Below are 17,599 nucleotides of genomic sequence, written 5' to 3'. Positions count from 1 at the left end.
TTTTCGTAAAATACGAACTTAGTGATTTCGACGACTTGGCTACTGTGCATGGGATTGTTTTTGACTTTTTTGTTTCGTGCGATCCCGGGCGGCCCTCCTCATGTTGTGGTTCAACGGCCCGTGCCGGAGCTGGTTCATCCTTGAGGCCCCTTCGAACCCGCCGGAGCGAGCGCACGACAAAGCGGCATGAACCAGACAGAGCCTTCAGCCGAAGCGCAGATCGCAGCGATCATCGCCAGCGCTGCAAAGCAGCCGCTGCTCGATGCGGCCTTCGAGCTCTGGTGCCGGCGCTACCGGTTCAACACACTCGACGGACGCCCGACCGACGAAGAGGTGCGCGTCTATCGCACCCTCACCCCGCAGCAGATGGCCGAGAAATACCGCTACGACCGCGACCACGCCCATGAGGGACCGATGTTCGGTTATGTGAAGCGCGCCCATCCACGCGCCGATGACGCAGCAATCCGGCAGGCCATCATCACCGCCGTGAAGTTCGAAGATGCCACCTTCGAGCACTTCAACTGGAACGGCGATTTCTGGGAGTGCGTCGTGCGCGCCGTCGCGCGCGCGGCCGCTCAATATCCGGACTTTCTCGAGACGACTTATCGCGACGCCCGCAACAACGTCGCCTACTACTACAAGTGAGCTAGAAGCACAGCGTGGTGACGAGCTTGCCCTGCTTGTCCTTGATCGCATAGGGGCAGCGCAGCCGCTCCAGCGCCTTCTTGGCGTCCTCGTCGCCGAGCGCGGCAGCGCGCTCGTAATAGGCCTTGGCGGCGTCCTTGTCCTTGGCGCCGCCGCGGCCTTCCTGCGCGAAGGCGCCCATCCGCTCCAGCGCGCCGGGATGGTTTTGCGCCGCCGCCTTCTCGAACATCGCGCGCGCCGCGACGTCGTCCTTCTCGCCGCCGTTGCCGTTGGAGAGCATCAGGCCGAGCTGGTACTGCGCCTCCGCGTTGGTCTCGGCCGCCCTGCCGAGCAGCGCGCGCGCCTGTGCGGGATCGGCCGGCGCAGCACCGCCAGCGCCGCCGAGCGCAGCAAGATTGCTGACACCGCGAGGATTGCCGGCCTGCGCAGCCTTCTCGAACAGCTTTCGCGCTTGTGCTTCGTCTTTCGCAACACCGGAGCCGGTGCCGTAGGCGACGCCGAGCTCGACCATCGCCGCGCTCGATCCCTTGTCGGCCGCCTTGCGCCAGGCAGCGATCGCCTCCGCCGTCTGCCGGTTGGCGGCATAGGCGCGGCCGAGCGCGAACATCGCGCGCCGCGACGACGGTGCGGCCTGCTTGCAGAATTTGACGGCGGTCGCAATGTCGGATGCAGCAAGCTCCGTCACGCCCTTCACATCGGCCGGCTTGTCGGGGTCGCTGGGATCGGCGGCCAGCCGGTCGCACAGGACGAGATCGGCCGACTGCGCATGCGCCGATAACGGCGCTGCAAGCGCGAGGAGGATGGCAAGGAGACAAGTCCGCATGGGCGCCACGTTGCGTCTCTGCTCCGGCAAATTCAAGGCTCGAGTCCCGATTGGCGCAGCACCGGGACGACCTCCGGCGATGCCAGATAGCGCAGCAGCCGATCGGCCGCTTCGGCATGTCTGGCGTTGGCCATGCGGCCGGCGGAAAACACGGCCGGTGTTTGCAAATCGTGCGGGATCGGGCCGACGACCTCGATGCCCTCGACCTGCTTCAGCTCACTGATCTGCTGCACGGCGAGGTCAGCCTCGCCGCTGACGAGCCGCTCCGCCGTAAAGCCCTGCTCGACGATGGTGGCCTTGGCGTTGATCTCGGCTGCGATGCCCCATCGCTGGATCAGCTGGGCGAAATAGACACCGCTCGCGCCCAGCCGCGAATAGGCGACGGATCGCGCCGCGAGCAGCGACTTGCGCAATGCAGCTTCGCTGGAGATGTCGGGATGCGCCTGCCCTGCCCGCACGGCCACGCCGACGAAGGAGCGCGCCAGATCGGCCGCGCTACCCGCGGCCACGCGGCCATCGCCGATCATCTCGTCGAGCCCCTCACGGGTCAGGATGACGAGATCGGCGGGCTCGCCGTCGCGCAGACGTTCCAGCAGTGCCAGGGTTGGCGCGAAGTCGGCATCGACATGGATGCCGTGAGCGGCCTCGAAGGCGGAGGACAGGCTGCGCATCGCGCCCATCAGGCCGAGCGTCGAGAGCATGCGAATGTTTTCCATGGGCTATTCCTGTCGCGATCAGGCGCGGTGCATCAGCTTGAGCGCGGCGGTCAGGCGCAGGCTGCGCTTGCCGGCGAGCGCCGTTGCCTCCAGCACTGCCTGCTCCGCGTCATAGGTGCCGGAGAAACCGATGCCGACCTCATGGCCGCCGAAGATCGGATCGTCCTTGGCCGGCGTGTGCTCCTGGTTGAGGATCTGACCCTTCCAGCGCCCCTTGGCCGCGGTGTAGCTGCCGAGATAGTAGAACGAGGCATCGCCGCCGAGGATGCGGCCCTGGTTGAGCAACATCACGCCGGTCAGGCCGCCATCGACGCCGTCGAGCATGCGAAGGTGGATCGAATAGAGCCCGTCGGCGATGCCGGCCTCCCCGACGCCGCCCGCGATCGGCACCTCGTCTTCGGTGATCGGCGTCATCACCGACTGGAAGGGCACGCCGGGCAGCTCTTTCAGCTCGCCCTTGAAGCGATAGAGATCGCCGTCGGCCCAGCCTTTCGCAAGCAAGGTCGCATCGTCGGTGCCGGCCATGGCGCGGTAGTTCGGGTCCGGGTTGTGGCGGACCGTCTTGATGACGATGTCGACGCCGGCTTCGGTCCTCTCATAGGTGCCGATATGAGCGAAGGCCGAATTGCCGCCGAGCATCTTGCCATTGCCGACATGCATCACGCTCCGGCCGACCGCGTCGCCGAGCTGAAATCGCACCTTGTAGAAGCCTTCAAACACCAGCCGTGTCCCCGGCCCCGCGCATCCCGGGGCATTCTATCCCGGTTTCGCCGGCGATGGACAGACTTCAAGCCGGCATGGCCGGCAGACCCACAACAACGGCTGTCATCGGAATGCAAAAATCCGCCGGAGCCTTTTCGGCTCCGGCGGATTGAAGACCAACCCGGGCCAGCCCCCCGGCCCGGGCCGGGAGGATCTTAGGCCGCGGCCTTCTTGTCGGCCGGCACGGACGCGATCGTCTTCAGGATCTGCGAAGCGATCTGGTATGGGTCGCCCTGCGAGTTCGGACGGCGGTCTTCCAGATAGCCCTTGTAGCCGTTGTTGACGAAGGAGTGCGGAACGCGGATCGACGCGCCGCGATCGGCAACGCCGTAGCTGAACTTGTTCCACGGCGCGGTCTCGTGCTTGCCGGTCAGACGCTTGTCGTTGTCCGGGCCGTAGACGGCGATGTGGTCCATCAGGTTCTTGTCGAAGGCCGCCATCAGCGCCTCGAAGTACTCCTTGCCGCCGACCGTACGCATGTACTCGGTGGAGAAGTTGGCGTGCATGCCCGAGCCGTTCCAGTCGGTGTCGCCGAGCGGCTTGCAGTGGAACTCGATGTCGATGCCGTACTTTTCGGTCAGGCGCAGCATCAGGTAGCGGGCCATCCACATTTCGTCAGCGGCCTTCTTGGAGCCCTTGCCGAAGATCTGGAATTCCCACTGGCCCTTCGCGACTTCCGCGTTGATGCCTTCATGGTTGATGCCGGCAGCCAGGCAGAGGTCGAGATGCTCTTCGACGATCTTGCGGGCGACGTCGCCGACGTTCGAGAAGCCGACGCCGGTGTAGTACGGGCCCTGCGGCGCCGGATAGCCGGAGGCCGGGAAGCCGAGCGGACGGCCGTCCTTGTAGAAGAAGTATTCCTGCTCGAAGCCGAACCATGCGCCGGCGTCATCGAGGATGGTGGCGCGCTTGTTGGAGGCGTGCGGGGTCTTGCCATCGGGCATCATGACTTCGCACATCACGAGCACGCCGTTGGTGCGCGCGGCGTCCGGGAACACGGCGACCGGCTTCAGCACGCAATCGGAGCTGTGGCCTTCGGCCTGCTGCGTGGAGGAGCCATCGAAGCCCCAGAGCGGAAGCTGCTCGAGCGTCGGGAACGACGCGAATTCCTTGATCTGTGTTTTGCCGCGCAAGTTCGGAGTCGGCGTATATCCGTCGAGCCAAATGTACTCGAGCTTATACTTGGTCATTGAGCCTCTCTGTAGATGATGCGAAAGGTGGGGTTGAGAGCCCCCGCACGTTTGTACCCGGCCATCATCGGCCGACCCTCTACAAGCATTTTGCGTGCCAAAAGGCCGCAGCGCGGGAGGTTTTCCACCGCGGCCGGGATCGGCCCCCGACGGCAAACCGTCCCCGGCGGCGTGCGTCATAGCCGCGCACCTTCGCGTGAAGCTGCACTGCAAAAATCCCGCGGAAAACGCCTGATTCTGGAGCAGACGCACCGTTGCCGGAGGTTGCCGATGAAACGCGCATCAACGTCCAGCAACTTTCGCAAAGTCCTGCGCCTCTGCCTAGCAACCTTTGGAATGGCCCAGGCGTTAGCCACCGACACGGTGCCTTAGGGGGTGCAGAGGGTCACCTGCCTACAGATTGGGCAGCAACTGATTTCCTTTTCAGCACTTTCCAATTCGGGATGCGCGGCCGATATGGGGAATCCAGTAACCACAATCGAACGAGTCGGGCGCACCATGGAGGCCAAGGCGCTTCGACCCAGGAGCAATCGCAATGATGAATAATGGTCTGAATCACGGATCTGCAACGATCTACCAATTCCCTGTCGGGGGCCGCGCGGCTCTCGCCGGACGCCGCTATGGCGACACCCGTCTTCCCGCCGATCATGCTTCGCTTCCTGCGAACGTCTCGATCTGCAGCGACAGCTGGTACCACCAGGATGCGGTCGACGAAGCAAAGCCCAAATGGGAACGCTAATGTTTGTGTTTGGTATGATACCGCCGCGCGCGCGCAAGCGTCCGACGGAAGTTTGAAAAAGGGTCGAAACAACGAGGTTTCGGCCCTTTTTGATTCCTGCTGGACTTCCGGTTAGAGCGCGGGCTTTTCGATCACCGTGCAGGAAGTGACCGGCCGCTTCAGATGCTGGACCGTGGTCGCTCCGGTCTTGCCGATCCTCAGTGTGATCCCTGCCCCCGAATAGCGGGTGCCAGAAAGCGCCAGCCGCTTCTTCAGCGTGACAGGTTCGCCGTCGATCTGGAGGAAGGCGCGTTTGTCATCGTCATAAAATCCCACGATGAACTGCGTACCATCGGCGCAGCGATAGGTCCGGAACGTCTGCGCGTCCGCCTGTCCCGCACCGATAATTCCGCCCGACAGCATGGTGATCGCCAAAACAATGGCCTTGTGCCGGCTCATGATTGCCCCCTTGAATGCACTCAAGGACGCCGTAGTGCGTCCAGTGGAAACATAACCCAAGCTGATCTCATGCCAGATTCCCCTGCCCGCCACCTCGCCCTGCAAGGCGCCAGCAATTTTCGCGACCTCGGCGGCTATCCGACTTCGGATGGCCGCACCACGCGCTGGCGCCACATCTTCCGCTCCAACCATCTCGGCCAGCTCACGCCCGCCGACGTCGAGATCGTCCGTGCGCTGGGCGTGCGCAGCGCCTTCGATTTTCGCGGCGTCGAGGAGCGCGCGGCCGGCGTCTGCGTCGTGAACGAGATCACCGTGCATTCGCTGCCGATCGAGCCGACGGTCGTCGCCGCGCTGCGCGCCGAGCTTGCTGAGGGCAGGCTCACCGCGCCGGTCGCGCTCGAACTCATGCGGGAGTCCTACCGCAACTATGTCCGCCACAACACGCACAGTTTTCGCGCGCTGTTCGGCCATCTCCTGGAAGACCGCGCGCCGCTGGTGATCCACTGCACCGCCGGCAAGGACCGCACCGGCTTTGCAAGCGCGCTGATCCTGCATGCGCTCGGCGTGACCGACGAGGTCATTGCCGAGGACTACCTGTTGACCAACCAGCACTACAAGCGGGACGCATCGAACGCTTCCGATCTTCCCGCCGACGTCCTCGATGCGATCGGCAGCGTCGAAGCCTCATATCTTGGTGCTGCCTTCGAGGCCGTCTCCAACGAATATGGCGATCTCGAAACCTACTTGCGCGACGGCCTCAAGCTCGGCACACCGGAGCAAACGGCGCTGAAGGCGCGCTATCTGCAATCGTAAGCGGCCGTGCCGGGAGAACGACGATGCAAGGCAAGGTTCTGATCGTGACGGGCGCGCTCGGCGCACTTGGCAAGGTTGTCGCCGAGACAGCGTTGGCGCGCGGCGCGCGTGTGGCCGGCATCGATCACGCACCCTCGCAGATGTCGGCAACGCCCGAGCGCATCGAGATCGGCGGCGTCGATCTGTCCGACCCAGCGCAAGCGAAGACGGCGGTCGAGGCGGCGGCAAAGCAGTTCGGCAGGCTGGATGCGCTGATCAACATCGCCGGCGGCTTCGCGATCGAGACCGTGGGCGACGGCGACATCAAGACGTGGCAGCGCATGCATGCGCTCAACGTGCTGACGGCCCTCAACACCTCGCACGCGGCGCTGCCGCATCTCGCCGCATCCGGGGCCGGCCGCATCGTCAATATCGGCGCCATGGGCGCGCTTCAGGCAGGTTCCGGCATGGGCCCCTATGCGGCGTCGAAAGCCGGCGTGCATCGCCTCACCGAGGCGCTTGCCAACGAGTGGAAGGGCAAGGTGACCGTGAATGCGGTGCTGCCGTCGATCATCGACACCAAGGCCAACCGCGCCGACATGCCGAAAGCGGATTTCTCCAAATGGGTGACACCGCAGGAACTCGCCGAGGTGATCCTCTTCCTCGCCAGCGAGGCCGCGAGCGGCGTCACCGGCGCGCTGATCCCGGTGAGCGGCCGCGTCTAGTCCGGCACTAATAGCCGCAGATTGCCTTTGAAGCGGATGCTCTGCTTGCCGGCGAGCGCAATGCCTTCGCCATAGGCGGTCTCGTCGGCGTAGGTGCCGCTGAATCCGATGGTCACGACCTTGCGGCCCCACACCGGGCGCTCGTCGAACGAAGGCGAATGCTCCTCGTTGGTCAGCTCGCCCTTCCACTTGCCGTCGGCCGAGGTGTAGGTGCCGTAAGCGAAAAAGAATGAATCGCCACCTCGCATGGTGCCGTCGCGCAGGACCATGACGCCCTGGTTGCCGCCCTGGACGGCATCCAGCATCTCGATGCGAATGTGATAGAGGCCATTCCTGATCGTCATCTTCGTAAAGCGCCCGACTGTCCCGGTCGCAGGATAACCGCACCATCGGTTCCCGATCAAATGGCGCAGAGCCACAACTGCGTTCCGGGCTAGACTGGCCGCGACTGATTCTCGGATCGGAACGCAAGACCCGGACGCTTTCCTTGGAAACCGCGCTTTATCTACCCGTCAAACGCTTCCTCGAAGAGCTCGGCTTCACGGTCAAGGGCGAGATCGGCGGCTGCGACCTCGTCGGTCTCAGCGCCGGTGATCCGCCTGTGGTGGTGATCGGCGAGCTCAAGCTCGCCTTCAATCTCGAGCTGATCCTCCAGGCGGTCGATCGTGCATCGGCAGCCGACGAGGTCTGGATCGCCGCAAAAATGTCGATCCGCGGCAAGGGGCGCGAGAGCGATGCGCGTTATCGCAATCTCTGCCGCCGCCTCGGCTTCGGTATGCTTGGGGTGACTGACCGCGGCCAGGTCGAGGTGCTGGTGAAGCCGCCGACGGCAGCGCCGCGCCGCGAGCCGAAGGTCCGTTCGCGCTTGGTCGCCGAACATCAGCGCCGCCAGGGCGATCCCGTGCTCGGTGGCAGCACCCGCGCGCCGATCATGACGGCCTATCGCCAGCAGGCGCTGGCCTGCGCCTCGGCGCTCGCGGGAGGTCCGCGGCGCGTGAGCGAACTGCGCGAACGCTGTCCCGATGCCGGCAAGATCTTGCTTAGCAATGTGTATGGCTGGTTCGAACGCGTTGAGCGGGGAATCTACGGGCTGACCGAGGCCGGACACGCGGCGCTGACACGCTGGCCGCAGGCACCGATGAAAGAGACGCCCCGCGAGGCATCGCCGCCCTAGCGGAAATCACGTCGGGAGACATCGCATGATCGTTGTGACTGGCAGCGTAACGGTCCGCACCGAAACGTTCGACGAGGCGCGCCGCCTGAGCCTCGAGCATGTTCATCGGTCGCGACAGGAACCCGGCTGCATCTCACATGCAGTGCATGTCGACTGCGAGAACCCGCTCAGGCTGGTGTTCTTCGAGCAATGGGCCGACCGCACCGCGCTCGCCGCCCACTTTGCGGTACCTGCATCCGGCGAGTTCGTGCGCACCTTGCGCTCGCTGGCCACGGGGCCGACCACGCTCGACCTCTATGAGGCCGACAGGCTCGAAAAGCTGTGAGCGCATAGCTGTGATGCCACACCAAATTCATATTGCAATGCAACATCTCCGGCACTAGGTATCCCGGCATCAAACCGAGGCCGTTATGAGCGCAGACTGGAACACCAAATATGGCACGCGGCGCGTGCGCCACGATCCGCCGACCCTGGACGAGGCGATCTTCGCCGCCGTCGGCATCACCGACGATCACGAGCAGCAGGCGGAGATCGCGGCAGCGCTGATGGGGATGCCGCTCGAAATCGTGCAGGCCGAGGTGAAGAAGCAGGCCCGCACCAACGGCCGCATCACCGCCACGCGCGTGATCGCAGGCGAACAGGGTGCGCAGCGCTCGGTGGTGGTCGAACGCCGTGTCGTCCGCCGCTTCGGCAACGACAAGCGCACCGGTACCTGAGCGCTCAATTCCCCATCTCAAATACGAAAGCGGACCGGTTTTGCCGGTCCGCTTTTTGATTCCAGTCCGCTTTTAGATTTAGGCGGCGCGATTGCCGTACATGCTGGAGATGATCTTCCAGCAGGTCGAGTTGAAGCTGAGAAGAGCGCGGCCGGCCGTGAAGGGCGAGGCCGCGAGTTCAGCGAGCTCGGCCTCGGGCGTCTTGGCGAGATCGATCGTGCCGGTCGATTCGCCATGACGGAATTGCAGATTCGCCCCGAACTTCCTGGCGAGCGCCCGCATGGCGTGATTCTCGGCGCCGGTCGTGATGCGCAGGCGCTTGTAGCCTTTCCAGCGCGCTTCCGCGATCAGCCGGCTGAACAAGATGGTGCCGACATTCTGGCGCCGTGCCGAGGCTTCCACGCTGAAGGCGACCTCCGGCAACGAATCGTCCTCCGGCGGATGCAGCTCGGCCGCACCGCGGACCACGCCGTCGACGATGTAGGCGACAATCACGGTGCCGTCCTCGGCGCAGCGGGCGGCGTAACGCTCGATGAAGCTGTCGTCGAGAAAGCCGTTGAAACGGTCGTGCCGGCTTGCGGAATCAAGCCTCAGGAGGTGATCGCGCAGAAGCGGCAATTCTTCCTGCTGGCTCAAGGTCCGCACATAGCCCGGAACGGGCGTCGTGCGGGTCGTGTCTTCAAGTACCACGTCAAGTACCACGTCAAAACTCCTCTTGGTGTCCCTCGAGGAGGCGTTCGAATCCCTAGGCCCCCAATATTGTGCGTCGCAGCATATTTTTCAAGACGGGAACCTGCCCAAGTTTCAGGCATCGAAAGCGACCAATTCGTTAATAAAATCAAGCCCCCGTAGTCATACGAGGACCAGCTGGGTCTGGGTCACCACGGCAACCAGCTTGCCGTCCTCGGTCTCCAGCCGGGTGCTCCAGACCTGGGTCCGCCGTCCCCGATGGACCGGTGTAGCCGTGGCGATAACCGTGGTTCCCTCCTTCGCCCCACCGATGAAGTTGGTCTTGCTCTCGAGCGTCGTGGTGCCCTTGGCATCCTCCGGCAGATTGATCACGGTCGCGGCGGCACCGACGGAATCGGCGAGCGCCATCACCGCGCCGCCGTGGATGGTGTGGTGGAGTGTGCAGAGGTCGGGCCTGACCGTCATCCGCGCCACCACGCGGTCTTTCTCGGCCTCGACGAATTCGACGCCCTTGAGCTCGGCAAACGGCATCTTCATCGCTTTAAGTTTCTCGAGCGGCGTCATCGGATCTCCTCCCAATTCATTGTTGTTTCAGCGTGAATTGCTTCGGGCGGCAAAGCAATGACGTCCGAGGTAATGGCCCTGCTGACATCGGCGACGGCATTTGCGCATATGCTCTTCCCATGCGCCACTTCCCGCCCCGCCGCATCGTCTGCCTGACCGAAGAGACGGTCGAAACGCTGTACCTGCTCGGCGAGCAGGACCGCATCGTCGGTGTCTCCGGCTACGCCGTCCGCCCGCCCCAGGTGCGGCGGGAGAAGCCGCGGGTGTCGGCCTTCGTCTCCGCAGACATCCCGAAGATCCTGGCGCTGGAACCGGAGCTGGTGCTGGCCTTCTCCGACCTCCAGGCCGGCATCGTCGCCGATCTCGTGCGCGCGAGCGTCGACGTCCATGTTTTCAACCAGCGCGACATCGCCGGGATTTTGGCGATGATCCGGACACTTGGTGCGCTGGTCGGCGCCGCTGAACGCGCCGAAGGCCTTGCCCGTGATCTCGAACGGCGCCTCGCAGAGATGGCGGCAACACCTCGCCCCTCGGCGCGGCCAAAGGTCTATTTCGAGGAATGGGACGATCCGTTGATCTCCGGCATCGGCTGGGTGTCCGAGTTGATCGAGATCGCCGGCGGTCAGGATGTGTTTCAGGAATTGCGACATCGGCAGGCGGCAAAGGATCGCATCGTCTCGGCGGAGGCGGTGCGCGAGGCAGCGCCCGACGTGATCCTTGCCTCCTGGTGCGGCAAGAAGGTCGTCCCTGCCCGCATCCGCGCGCGCGATTGCTGGAACGAGATCCCCGCCGTGCGCGACGACCGCATCGTCGAGATCAAGTCGCCGATCATCTTGCAGCCGGGGCCGGCGGCGCTGACGGATGGGCTCGATGCGATCGTGACGGCCTTGTGGGGTAGACTCAAATAGCTTGATCGCGGCTCTCGTGTCCCGGACGCGCTGCAACGCGCCAGCGTTGCTGCGCAGAGCTGGGACCCGTCTCGATACGGAGTTCAGTGCAGCGTGGGCCCCGGCTCTGCAGCGCACCGCACCGGACGATGCTTCGCATTGCCGGGGGCGCTGCGCCGCGTCCGGGGCACGAGACCTTCTTCAGGTCACCGCGTTCACGACCTGATATTCCGGCCGACGCCAGACCTCGCCTGCAATCACCTCCTCGATGATCTCGGCTGCTCGCATGATCTCGCTCTCCCCAATGTAGAGCGGTGTAATCCCGAACCTCATGATGTCAGGCGCGCGGAAATCGCCGATGAGGCCACGGGCGATCAGGGCCTGCATGGCGGCGTAGCCGCCGTCGAACGCGAAGGAGACTTGTGAGCCGCGGTGCTCGTGCGCGCGCGGGGTGACGAGCTTGAGCTCGGGGCAGCGGCGTTCGACCTCGGCGATCAGGAGATCGCCAAGGGCGAGCGAACGCGCACGGACCTCACGAAGGTCGACCCTGTCCCAGATGTCGAGCGAGGCCTCCAGCGCCGCCATTGCGAGCACCGGCGGAGTGCCGACGCGCATGCGCTCGACGCCGCCGGCCGCCGCGTAGCCAAGCTCGAACGCAAACGGCTTGGCGTGGCCCATCCACCCCGACAGCGCGGCGCGCACGCCGTCGGCGTGGCGCGGCGCGACGTAGAGGAAGGCCGGCGCGCCGGGGCCGGCGTTGATATATTTGTAGGTGCAGCCGGCGGCGAAATCGGCACCGCAGCCAGCGAGATCGACCGGCAGCGCGCCGGCCGAATGCGCGAGGTCCCAGACCGTGACGATGCCGAGCGCATGCGCCTTCGCGGTGAGCGTCGCTATGTCGTGGCGCCGTCCGGTGCGATAGTCGACCTCGGTGATGTAGAGGACCGCAATCTCCTCCGACAACGTGGCCTCGATCTCCTCCGGCGCCACCAGGCGCAATTGATGGCCGCGGCCGAGCGTCGCGATCAGGCCCTCGGCCATGTAGAGATCGGTCGGAAAGTTTCCGGTGTCCGATAGCACCACCTTGCGCGAGGCGTTCATGTCGAGCGCGGCGGCGAGTGCTTGGTAGACCTTGAGCGACAGCGTGTCTCCGACCATCACGGAGCCGGCTTCCGCACCGACCAATCGCGCGATGCGGTCGCCGACATGGCGCGGCTGGGCATACCAGCCCGCACTGTTCCAGGCGCGGATCAGCTCGTTGCCCCACTCGGCCGTGATGACGTTGCCGACGCGCTCGGCAACGCCCAGCGGCAGCGCGCCGAGCGAATTGCCGTCGAGATAGATCACGCCCTCAGGCAAATGGAACAAGGCCCTGGTGTCGTCATAGACGCGAAGCTTGGTCATGGGATCTCTACAGAATCGTGCGGACGCGCCAGAGCTCGGGGAACAGCTCGACCTCCAGCATGCGCTTGAGATAGCTGACGCCGCCGGTGCCGCCGGTGCCGCGCTTGAAGCCGATGACGCGCTCGACCGTCGTGACATGGTTGAAGCGCCAGCGCCGGAAGTAGTCCTCGAAGTCGACCAGCTTCTCGGCAAGCTCGTAGAGCATCCAATGCGTCTCCGGCGCTTCGTAGACGATCCGCCAGGCCTGGAGCACGCCCTCGTTGAAGCTGTGGGTTTCGCGAACGTCGCGCGCCAGCACGGACGCGGGCATCTTGAGCCCGTTGCGGTCGGCGAGCCGCAGCACCTCGTCGTACAGGCTCGGCGTGGCAAGCTCGCCTTCGAGCACCCTGGTCGTTTCCACGTCGTGCGCGTGCGGCTTGAGCATGGCGTGGTTGCGGTTGCCGACCAGAAATTCGATCAGCCGGTACTGGCGCGACTGGAAGCCCGAGGACTGGCCAAGCTGCGAGCGGAAACGCGTATACTCGCTGGGAGTCATGGTGCGCAGCACGTCCCAGGCGCCGTTGAGCTGCTCGAAGATGCGCGACATCCGCGCCAGCATCTTCATCGCGGGCTGCACTTCGTCCCTGGCGATGGCGCGGCGCGCAGCGCTGAGCTCGTGGATGGCAAGCCGCATCCACAGCTCCGTGGTCTGATGCTGGATGATGAACAGCATCTCGTCATGGGCCTCCGAGAGCGGATGCTGCGCGCCGAGGATCGCGTCCAGCGCCAGATAGTCGCCGTAGGACATACGCCGGGCGAAATCGGTCTCGGCGCCTTCGCTCGTGGGATCGTAATCGCTGGACGTCATGGCAGGCCCTTTCGATCGATCGATCCTCGCCGCGTCAGTCGAGGCCGATCAGGCGCGCGGTGATCGGGGACGACGGATCCTTCAGTCCGTCGATCACCGTAAAATGGTTGAGCCCGGGATCGACGACGAGGCGCGTCGGCACGTCGAAACCGGTCCAAACATTGGCGATCAGATCGGACTGGCGCATGAATTCGGGCCGCTCACCGCCGCCGACCCAGGCCGTGACCGGCGAATGTCCCAGCGGCAGGTGCAGCGCCGCGCTTTCAAGCGTCGCCTCCTCCATGGTCATGCGTAGCGTGTCGTTCATCTTCGTCTTGAGCAGCGGTCGCAGATCATGCAAGCCGCTGATCGAGAGCGTGCCGGCGATGCGGTTGTAGACGGCAGGCTCGAGCCGGCTGTCGTTGCACAGCATGCGCGTGACGAGATGGCCGCCCGCGGAATGGCCGGCGAGCCGGATCGGGCCGGAAACGAGCGAAGCCGCCTTGGCGATCGCGGCGGTGATCTCTGCGGTGATGTCGGAGATGCGGGCGGCCGGCGTCAGCGTGTAGCTCGGCAGCGCCACCGTCCAGCCGTGATGCCGCGCGCCTTCGGCCAGATCGGTCCAGGTCGACTTGTCGAAGCGCATCCAGTAGCCGCCGTGCACGAAGACGACGAGGCCCTTGCTGTCGCCGTCGGGCAGGATCAGGTCGAGACGCTGGCGCTCGCCCGGGCCGTAGGAGACGTCCGCGCGGAAGTCTTTCAGGCCGGCGCGGTAAGCCGCCGCCCGCTCCGCCCATTGGGCCGGCATCTTGTCCGAGCCCGGGATATGGGCCGAATTGGCATAAGCATCATCCCAATCGCGCATCGTGACACCCTAGGATTCGGCCGTCGAACCGGGCGCCAGTCTGCCACCAGTCAGGACGGCGTCCTAGTCTTTCTTTTAAGCTTAAAGTATTTGATCGCGCCCGTGTTTCAGGCAGTGGGCGCTCCAACCGAGGTGCCGCAGGGTGGGCAAAGCGATTTGTCCGCCGTAGCTCGAAGAGCGAAGGCGGAAGCGTGCCCACCCTTTCGCGCAAGATCGAAGAGAGATGGTGGGCACGGCGCAAGGGCGCCTTTGCCCACCCTACAGGACCGTCCGCCCATCATTGCGAGCGCAGCGAAGCAATCCAGTCTGCTTCCGCAGCGACGCTCTGGATTGCTTCGTCGCAAGGGCTCCTCGCAATGACGGCGGAGAGACCTACGCCTTCTCCACCCCGCACCAATCCGCGATGAACAGGGCCATCGCCTTGGTCGACTTCTTCAGCGACTCCAGGTCGACGAATTCGTTGAAGCCGTGCATCTCGCCGCCGCTCGCGCCGAAGCAGAGGCTCGGGATACCGTGATTGAGACCGTAGAAGCGGGTGTCGGTGAGCGCGGTGAAGACGAGGTCTTGGATTTCGCCGCCATAGACGGTGTTGAAGGCCTTGCCGAACGCGGCCTCGGGCGCCGCGGCGTCGGTCAGTTCATACCCCTCCGACAAAAAGCCCGACCATTCGACCTCCGGCGGATTGTTGGCGAGGAAGCGGTGGTTGCGCGCGGCAGCCGCAACGCAGGCCATGATCTCCTTCTGGTGATCGGCGATCGACCAGCCCGGCAGGACGGCGATACGACAATCGACGTCGCACCAGGCCGGCACGCTGGAGGCCCAGTCGCCGCCCTTGATGATGCCAGGGTTGAAGTTGATGGGATGGTTCAGCGTCTTGAAGTACCGATCGGCTTTCGCGCGCTCGTTCCATTCGATCTCGAGTTTCTGCAGCGCCTGGATCAAATGATAGGCCGCCATGATTGCGTTGGCGCCGGAGCCGGCGAAGGCAACGTGGGTCGGATGGCCCTTCACGCGCAGGCGAAACCAGATCACGCCGACCTGCGAGCGCACCATCTTGCCGCCGGTCGGCTCCGGGATGAAGCAGGCGTCGGCGCGATAGCCGCGCTGCAATGTCGAGAGCGCGCCGACGCCGGTGCTCTCCTCCTCGATCACGGACTGGAAGTGGATCCGCGCCGTCGGCTTGAAACCCGCCGCCTTGATCGCATCCAGCGCGTAGAGCGCGCCGATCGTGCCCGACTTCATGTCGCAGGCGCCGCGGCCGAACATCTTGCCGTCCTTGATGACCGGCGAGAATGGCGGCGTGTCCCACAGTTCCAGCGGCCCCGCGGGCACCACGTCGCAGTGCCCCTGGAGGATCAGCGATTTGCCGCCGTTCGTTTGCGGGCGGTAGGTGCCCACCACCGTGCGCGCCTTGGAGAAATCGTGCTCGATCGGACCGAAACCACGCAGATCCTTGAGGTCATCGACATCGATGTGCCAGTCGTCGACCTCGTAGCCGCGTTCGCGCAGGAGGTCGCCGATCATGTCCTGGCACGGCCCCTCGGCCCCGCGGGTCGAAGGGATCGCAACGAAATCGCTTGTGGTCGCAAGCTGGGCTTCGAAGCCGACATCGACGGCGTCAAGAATCCTCTGCTGCGTTTCGGCATTCATCAGGCAACTCCAAGCATCCAATTGGTCAATGGTGCGCGCAAGCTAGCCGATTTCAGCCGTTCGGGTACTCCACAAAATAAGCATCCCGCAATGCATCTTCGAGCAGCCGGCCTTCCGAATAGCCATTCAGCGTCGCAGGCCGGGTTACACCATCCAGCAGGCGCGAGCACGGCTCCGGCGCGCCCAAGACGGTGCGCACGGGGATGCACTCGGCATAGATCGGCAACTCGTAGTCCTCGTCGTCATCGGCGACACCCTTGGCGCGGACTTTGGCCGAGGCCTCCTCGATCTCCATCGCGATGAAGGAGGTCGCCTTGATCTCCTGCGTGTTGCTCTGACGCAGGGTCGCGGTGCGGTCCGGGAAGAAGCGATCGACCATGGCGATCACCGCCCGCTCCTTCTCCTCGGAATCGGTGACGAGATAGGCAGTGCCGAACGCCATCACGGCGCGGTAGTCGGCGGAATGGTTGAAGCCGCAACGCGCCAGCACGAGGCTGTCGAGATGGGCAACGGTGAGGCAGACGCGCTCGCCCCTGGTCTGATTGCGCAGCATGCGGCTCGCGCTCGAGCCGTGCCAATAGAGTTTTGTCCCTTCGCGCCAGAAGAAGGTCGGCGTGCAATAGGGCTGGCCGTCGATGACATAGGAGACGTGGCAGAGCATCGAGGAATCCAGGATGCGGTGAACGGTGTCGTGATCGTAGAAGCCGCGGTCGTGACGGCGCTTGACCTGGTTGCGCGCTGACGTCGGATAGGAATTCTGGCTTTCAGTTTGGCTCACGGCCGCTCCTGTCGGGCTTGGAACAATTCCAGGAGAGTTGTAACCGCGGATTTGGTCTGCGATAGTGCCAATTCCATGCGAAAAATTCCAACCAATTCACCCGCGCCCGCCAAGGCGGAGTTGCCCCTCGACCTCACCGGCCCGCACATCACCGCGGTCGCGTCGTCGGCGCACCGGCTGTACCAGGCGTTGTGCGACATGATCGTCTCTGGCCTCGTCAAACCCGGCGAGCCGCTGCCGCCGTCGCGGACACTGGCCAAGCAGACCGGCTTCCGCCGCAACGCCGTCGTCACTGCCTATGAGCGGCTGATCGCCGACGGCTTTGCCGACGCGACCGTTGGCTCCGGCACTTTCGTCGCCGCGCGCATTCCGGCGCCTGCGGCCGATTCGAAGAAGCCGAAGGCCGTGGTCGAAGCACCGCGGCAGGGCGCGTTCTCGCTCGGCTGCACCCATATCGACGAGCGCGCGGTGCAGCGCTTCCGTGCCTTCCTCGGACGGCGCATGCGCGCGTTCGGACCTGAGCATCTGCACTATGGTGATCCCCGCGGCAGCCGCGAGCTGCGCTCCGCGATCGCCGATCATCTGCTGTCAGCGCGTGGCCTGCGCTGTGACCCCGATCAGATCATGCTGACCTCGGGCACGCTGCACGCGTTGCGCATCGTGCTGAGCGCGATCCTGAGGCCCAACGATCAGGTCTGGTGCGAGGACCCGGGCTACCCCGCCGCGCGAAACACCATTTGGCATTGCGGTTATCGCGCCGTGCCCGTCCCCGTCGACGAGCACGGGATACGTGTCGCCAAGGGCCGCACCGCCGTATCGTCCGCACGCGCGGCCTATGTGACGCCGTCGCACCAGTTTCCGCTGGGCGTGCAGATGTCGATGCCGCGACGGCTGGAGCTGCTGGATTGGGCGAAGCAGGCCGGCGCCTTCGTGCTGGAGGACGATTACGACAGCGAGTTCCGCTATGACGGCGCGCCGTTGATGTCGCTTGCCGGCATCGATCATCTCCAGCGCGTGATCTATATGGGCACGTTCGCCAAGACGCTGTTTCCGGGCCTGCGCATCGGCTATTGCGCGCTGCCCGAGCGGCTGATCGCGGACGTCACGGCCGCGCGCGCCCCCCCCCCCCCCCGTGACCCCGGCCAGGAGGAGGAGGAGATTTTTATAAAATAAAACAGGCCCCCGCATACCAATTTGATATGTATCGGGGGGGCG

At 64.7% G+C, this 17,599-nt stretch carries 21 protein-coding genes and 1 pseudogene; 9 read left to right on the top strand and 13 right to left on the bottom strand.

The features are described 5' to 3' along the window. The first annotated feature begins 186 nt into the window (after positions 1 to 186). On the top strand, positions 187 to 645 hold the full coding sequence (locus AC0L3X_RS02845) for a hypothetical protein (protein ID WP_354131235.1): 459 nt from the start codon (positions 187 to 189) through the stop codon (positions 643 to 645). Between the two features lies 1 nt (position 646). Here the strand turns inward: AC0L3X_RS02845 and AC0L3X_RS02840 are convergent, their stop codons facing one another. The 4 genes from AC0L3X_RS02840 to AC0L3X_RS02825 form a co-directional block, all read right to left on the bottom strand. Continuing rightward, positions 647 to 1,468, bottom strand: coding sequence for a tetratricopeptide repeat protein (locus tag AC0L3X_RS02840; protein WP_354131234.1), 822 nt, complete (start codon positions 1,466 to 1,468; stop codon positions 647 to 649). 32 nt (positions 1,469 to 1,500) lie between these two features. Continuing rightward, positions 1,501 to 2,184: a substrate-binding domain-containing protein gene (locus tag AC0L3X_RS02835; protein WP_354131233.1), complete on the bottom strand. Its 684-nt coding sequence runs from the start codon at positions 2,182 to 2,184 to the stop codon at positions 1,501 to 1,503. 18 nt (positions 2,185 to 2,202) lie between these two features. After that, positions 2,203 to 2,904: a GrlR family regulatory protein gene (locus AC0L3X_RS02830; protein ID WP_071914523.1), complete on the bottom strand. Its 702-nt coding sequence runs from the start codon at positions 2,902 to 2,904 to the stop codon at positions 2,203 to 2,205. A 197-nt stretch (positions 2,905 to 3,101) separates the two neighbouring features. Next, a complete protein-coding gene (locus tag AC0L3X_RS02825; RefSeq protein ID WP_038943077.1) occupies positions 3,102 to 4,136 on the bottom strand; it encodes a glutamine synthetase beta-grasp domain-containing protein in 1,035 nt (344 codons plus the stop codon). 535 nt (positions 4,137 to 4,671) lie between these two features. Between AC0L3X_RS02825 and AC0L3X_RS02820 the strand changes: the two genes are divergently transcribed. Next, positions 4,672 to 4,875 carry a DUF2735 domain-containing protein gene (locus AC0L3X_RS02820; protein WP_028147811.1) on the top strand — a complete coding sequence of 68 codons (204 nt, stop codon included), beginning with the start codon at positions 4,672 to 4,674 and terminating at the stop codon, positions 4,873 to 4,875. Positions 4,876 to 4,986: 111 nt separating this feature from the next. Here the strand turns inward: AC0L3X_RS02820 and AC0L3X_RS02815 are convergent, their stop codons facing one another. After that, positions 4,987 to 5,313, bottom strand: coding sequence for an MliC family protein (locus tag AC0L3X_RS02815; RefSeq protein ID WP_166105761.1), 327 nt, complete (start codon positions 5,311 to 5,313; stop codon positions 4,987 to 4,989). Positions 5,314 to 5,382: 69 nt separating this feature from the next. On the opposite strand from AC0L3X_RS02815, the gene AC0L3X_RS02810 reads away from it, so the two are divergent. Together AC0L3X_RS02810 and AC0L3X_RS02805 are read left to right on the top strand one after the other, a co-directional pair. Then, positions 5,383 to 6,126: a tyrosine-protein phosphatase gene (locus AC0L3X_RS02810; protein WP_354131232.1), complete on the top strand. Its 744-nt coding sequence runs from the start codon at positions 5,383 to 5,385 to the stop codon at positions 6,124 to 6,126. Between the two features lie 23 nt (positions 6,127 to 6,149). Further along, positions 6,150 to 6,830: an SDR family oxidoreductase gene (locus tag AC0L3X_RS02805; RefSeq protein WP_354131231.1), complete on the top strand. Its 681-nt coding sequence runs from the start codon at positions 6,150 to 6,152 to the stop codon at positions 6,828 to 6,830. On the opposite strand, the gene AC0L3X_RS02800 is transcribed toward AC0L3X_RS02805, so the two are convergent. Beyond that, positions 6,827 to 7,174 carry a GrlR family regulatory protein gene (locus AC0L3X_RS02800; protein ID WP_354131230.1) on the bottom strand — a complete coding sequence of 116 codons (348 nt, stop codon included), beginning with the start codon at positions 7,172 to 7,174 and terminating at the stop codon, positions 6,827 to 6,829. The two genes, AC0L3X_RS02805 and AC0L3X_RS02800, sit on opposite strands and share 4 nt — an antisense overlap. A gap of 143 nt (positions 7,175 to 7,317) precedes the next feature. Here AC0L3X_RS02800 and AC0L3X_RS02795 point away from each other — a divergent pair, with 143 nt between their 5' ends. The 3 genes from AC0L3X_RS02795 (at position 7,318) to AC0L3X_RS02785 (ending at position 8,720) form a co-directional block, all read left to right on the top strand. Beyond that, entirely contained in the window at positions 7,318 to 8,004 is a 687-nt protein-coding gene (locus AC0L3X_RS02795) for a DUF2161 domain-containing phosphodiesterase (RefSeq protein ID WP_135216872.1), read from the top strand. 25 nt (positions 8,005 to 8,029) lie between these two features. Next, entirely contained in the window at positions 8,030 to 8,329 is a 300-nt protein-coding gene (locus AC0L3X_RS02790; protein WP_135216871.1) for a putative quinol monooxygenase, read from the top strand. An 85-nt stretch (positions 8,330 to 8,414) separates the two neighbouring features. After that, positions 8,415 to 8,720, top strand: coding sequence for a hypothetical protein (locus AC0L3X_RS02785; RefSeq protein WP_135216870.1), 306 nt, complete (start codon positions 8,415 to 8,417; stop codon positions 8,718 to 8,720). A gap of 78 nt (positions 8,721 to 8,798) precedes the next feature. On the opposite strand, the gene AC0L3X_RS02780 is transcribed toward AC0L3X_RS02785, so the two are convergent. Beyond that, entirely contained in the window at positions 8,799 to 9,410 is a 612-nt protein-coding gene (locus tag AC0L3X_RS02780) for a GNAT family N-acetyltransferase (protein WP_028147806.1), read from the bottom strand. A gap of 162 nt (positions 9,411 to 9,572) precedes the next feature. Next, positions 9,573 to 9,974, bottom strand: a complete 402-nt coding sequence (locus tag AC0L3X_RS02775) for a PaaI family thioesterase (RefSeq protein ID WP_028157491.1) — start codon at positions 9,972 to 9,974, stop codon at positions 9,573 to 9,575. 119 nt (positions 9,975 to 10,093) lie between these two features. On the opposite strand from AC0L3X_RS02775, the gene AC0L3X_RS02770 reads away from it, so the two are divergent. After that, positions 10,094 to 10,882 (top strand): cobalamin-binding protein, encoded by a 789-nt coding sequence (locus tag AC0L3X_RS02770; RefSeq protein ID WP_354131229.1) that lies wholly within the window; start codon positions 10,094 to 10,096, stop codon positions 10,880 to 10,882. Positions 10,883 to 11,062: 180 nt separating this feature from the next. On the opposite strand, the gene kynU is transcribed toward AC0L3X_RS02770, so the two are convergent. The 5 genes from kynU to AC0L3X_RS02745 all read right to left on the bottom strand — a co-directional run bounded on the left by kynU (position 11,063) and on the right by AC0L3X_RS02745 (position 16,384). Next, positions 11,063 to 12,265, bottom strand: a complete 1,203-nt coding sequence (gene kynU, locus AC0L3X_RS02765; RefSeq protein ID WP_354131228.1) for a kynureninase — start codon at positions 12,263 to 12,265, stop codon at positions 11,063 to 11,065. Positions 12,266 to 12,272: 7 nt separating this feature from the next. After that, positions 12,273 to 13,112: a tryptophan 2,3-dioxygenase gene (gene kynA / locus AC0L3X_RS02760; protein ID WP_135216868.1), complete on the bottom strand. Its 840-nt coding sequence runs from the start codon at positions 13,110 to 13,112 to the stop codon at positions 12,273 to 12,275. A 34-nt stretch (positions 13,113 to 13,146) separates the two neighbouring features. Continuing rightward, the gene (locus AC0L3X_RS02755; RefSeq protein ID WP_135216867.1) at positions 13,147 to 13,956 is read right to left on the bottom strand and encodes an alpha/beta hydrolase; all 810 of its coding nucleotides are present in this window, start codon (positions 13,954 to 13,956) and stop codon (positions 13,147 to 13,149) included. A gap of 372 nt (positions 13,957 to 14,328) precedes the next feature. Next, positions 14,329 to 15,606, bottom strand: a complete 1,278-nt coding sequence (locus AC0L3X_RS02750) for an ArgE/DapE family deacylase (protein WP_135216866.1) — start codon at positions 15,604 to 15,606, stop codon at positions 14,329 to 14,331. A gap of 52 nt (positions 15,607 to 15,658) precedes the next feature. Then, positions 15,659 to 16,384, bottom strand: coding sequence for a pyridoxamine 5'-phosphate oxidase family protein (locus AC0L3X_RS02745; protein WP_135216865.1), 726 nt, complete (start codon positions 16,382 to 16,384; stop codon positions 15,659 to 15,661). A 75-nt stretch (positions 16,385 to 16,459) separates the two neighbouring features. On the opposite strand from AC0L3X_RS02745, the pseudogene AC0L3X_RS02740 reads away from it, so the two are divergent. Then, positions 16,460 to 17,497 (top strand): annotated as a pseudogene (locus tag AC0L3X_RS02740) (aminotransferase-like domain-containing protein); the annotation flags it as partial. Positions 17,498 to 17,599 lie beyond the last annotated feature (102 nt).

It is taken from the genome of Bradyrhizobium sp. MI1.7 (assembly GCF_055811795.1).
Note: the sequence above shows the minus strand (reverse complement) of the source record. Positions and strands in the feature narration are given on the sequence as shown.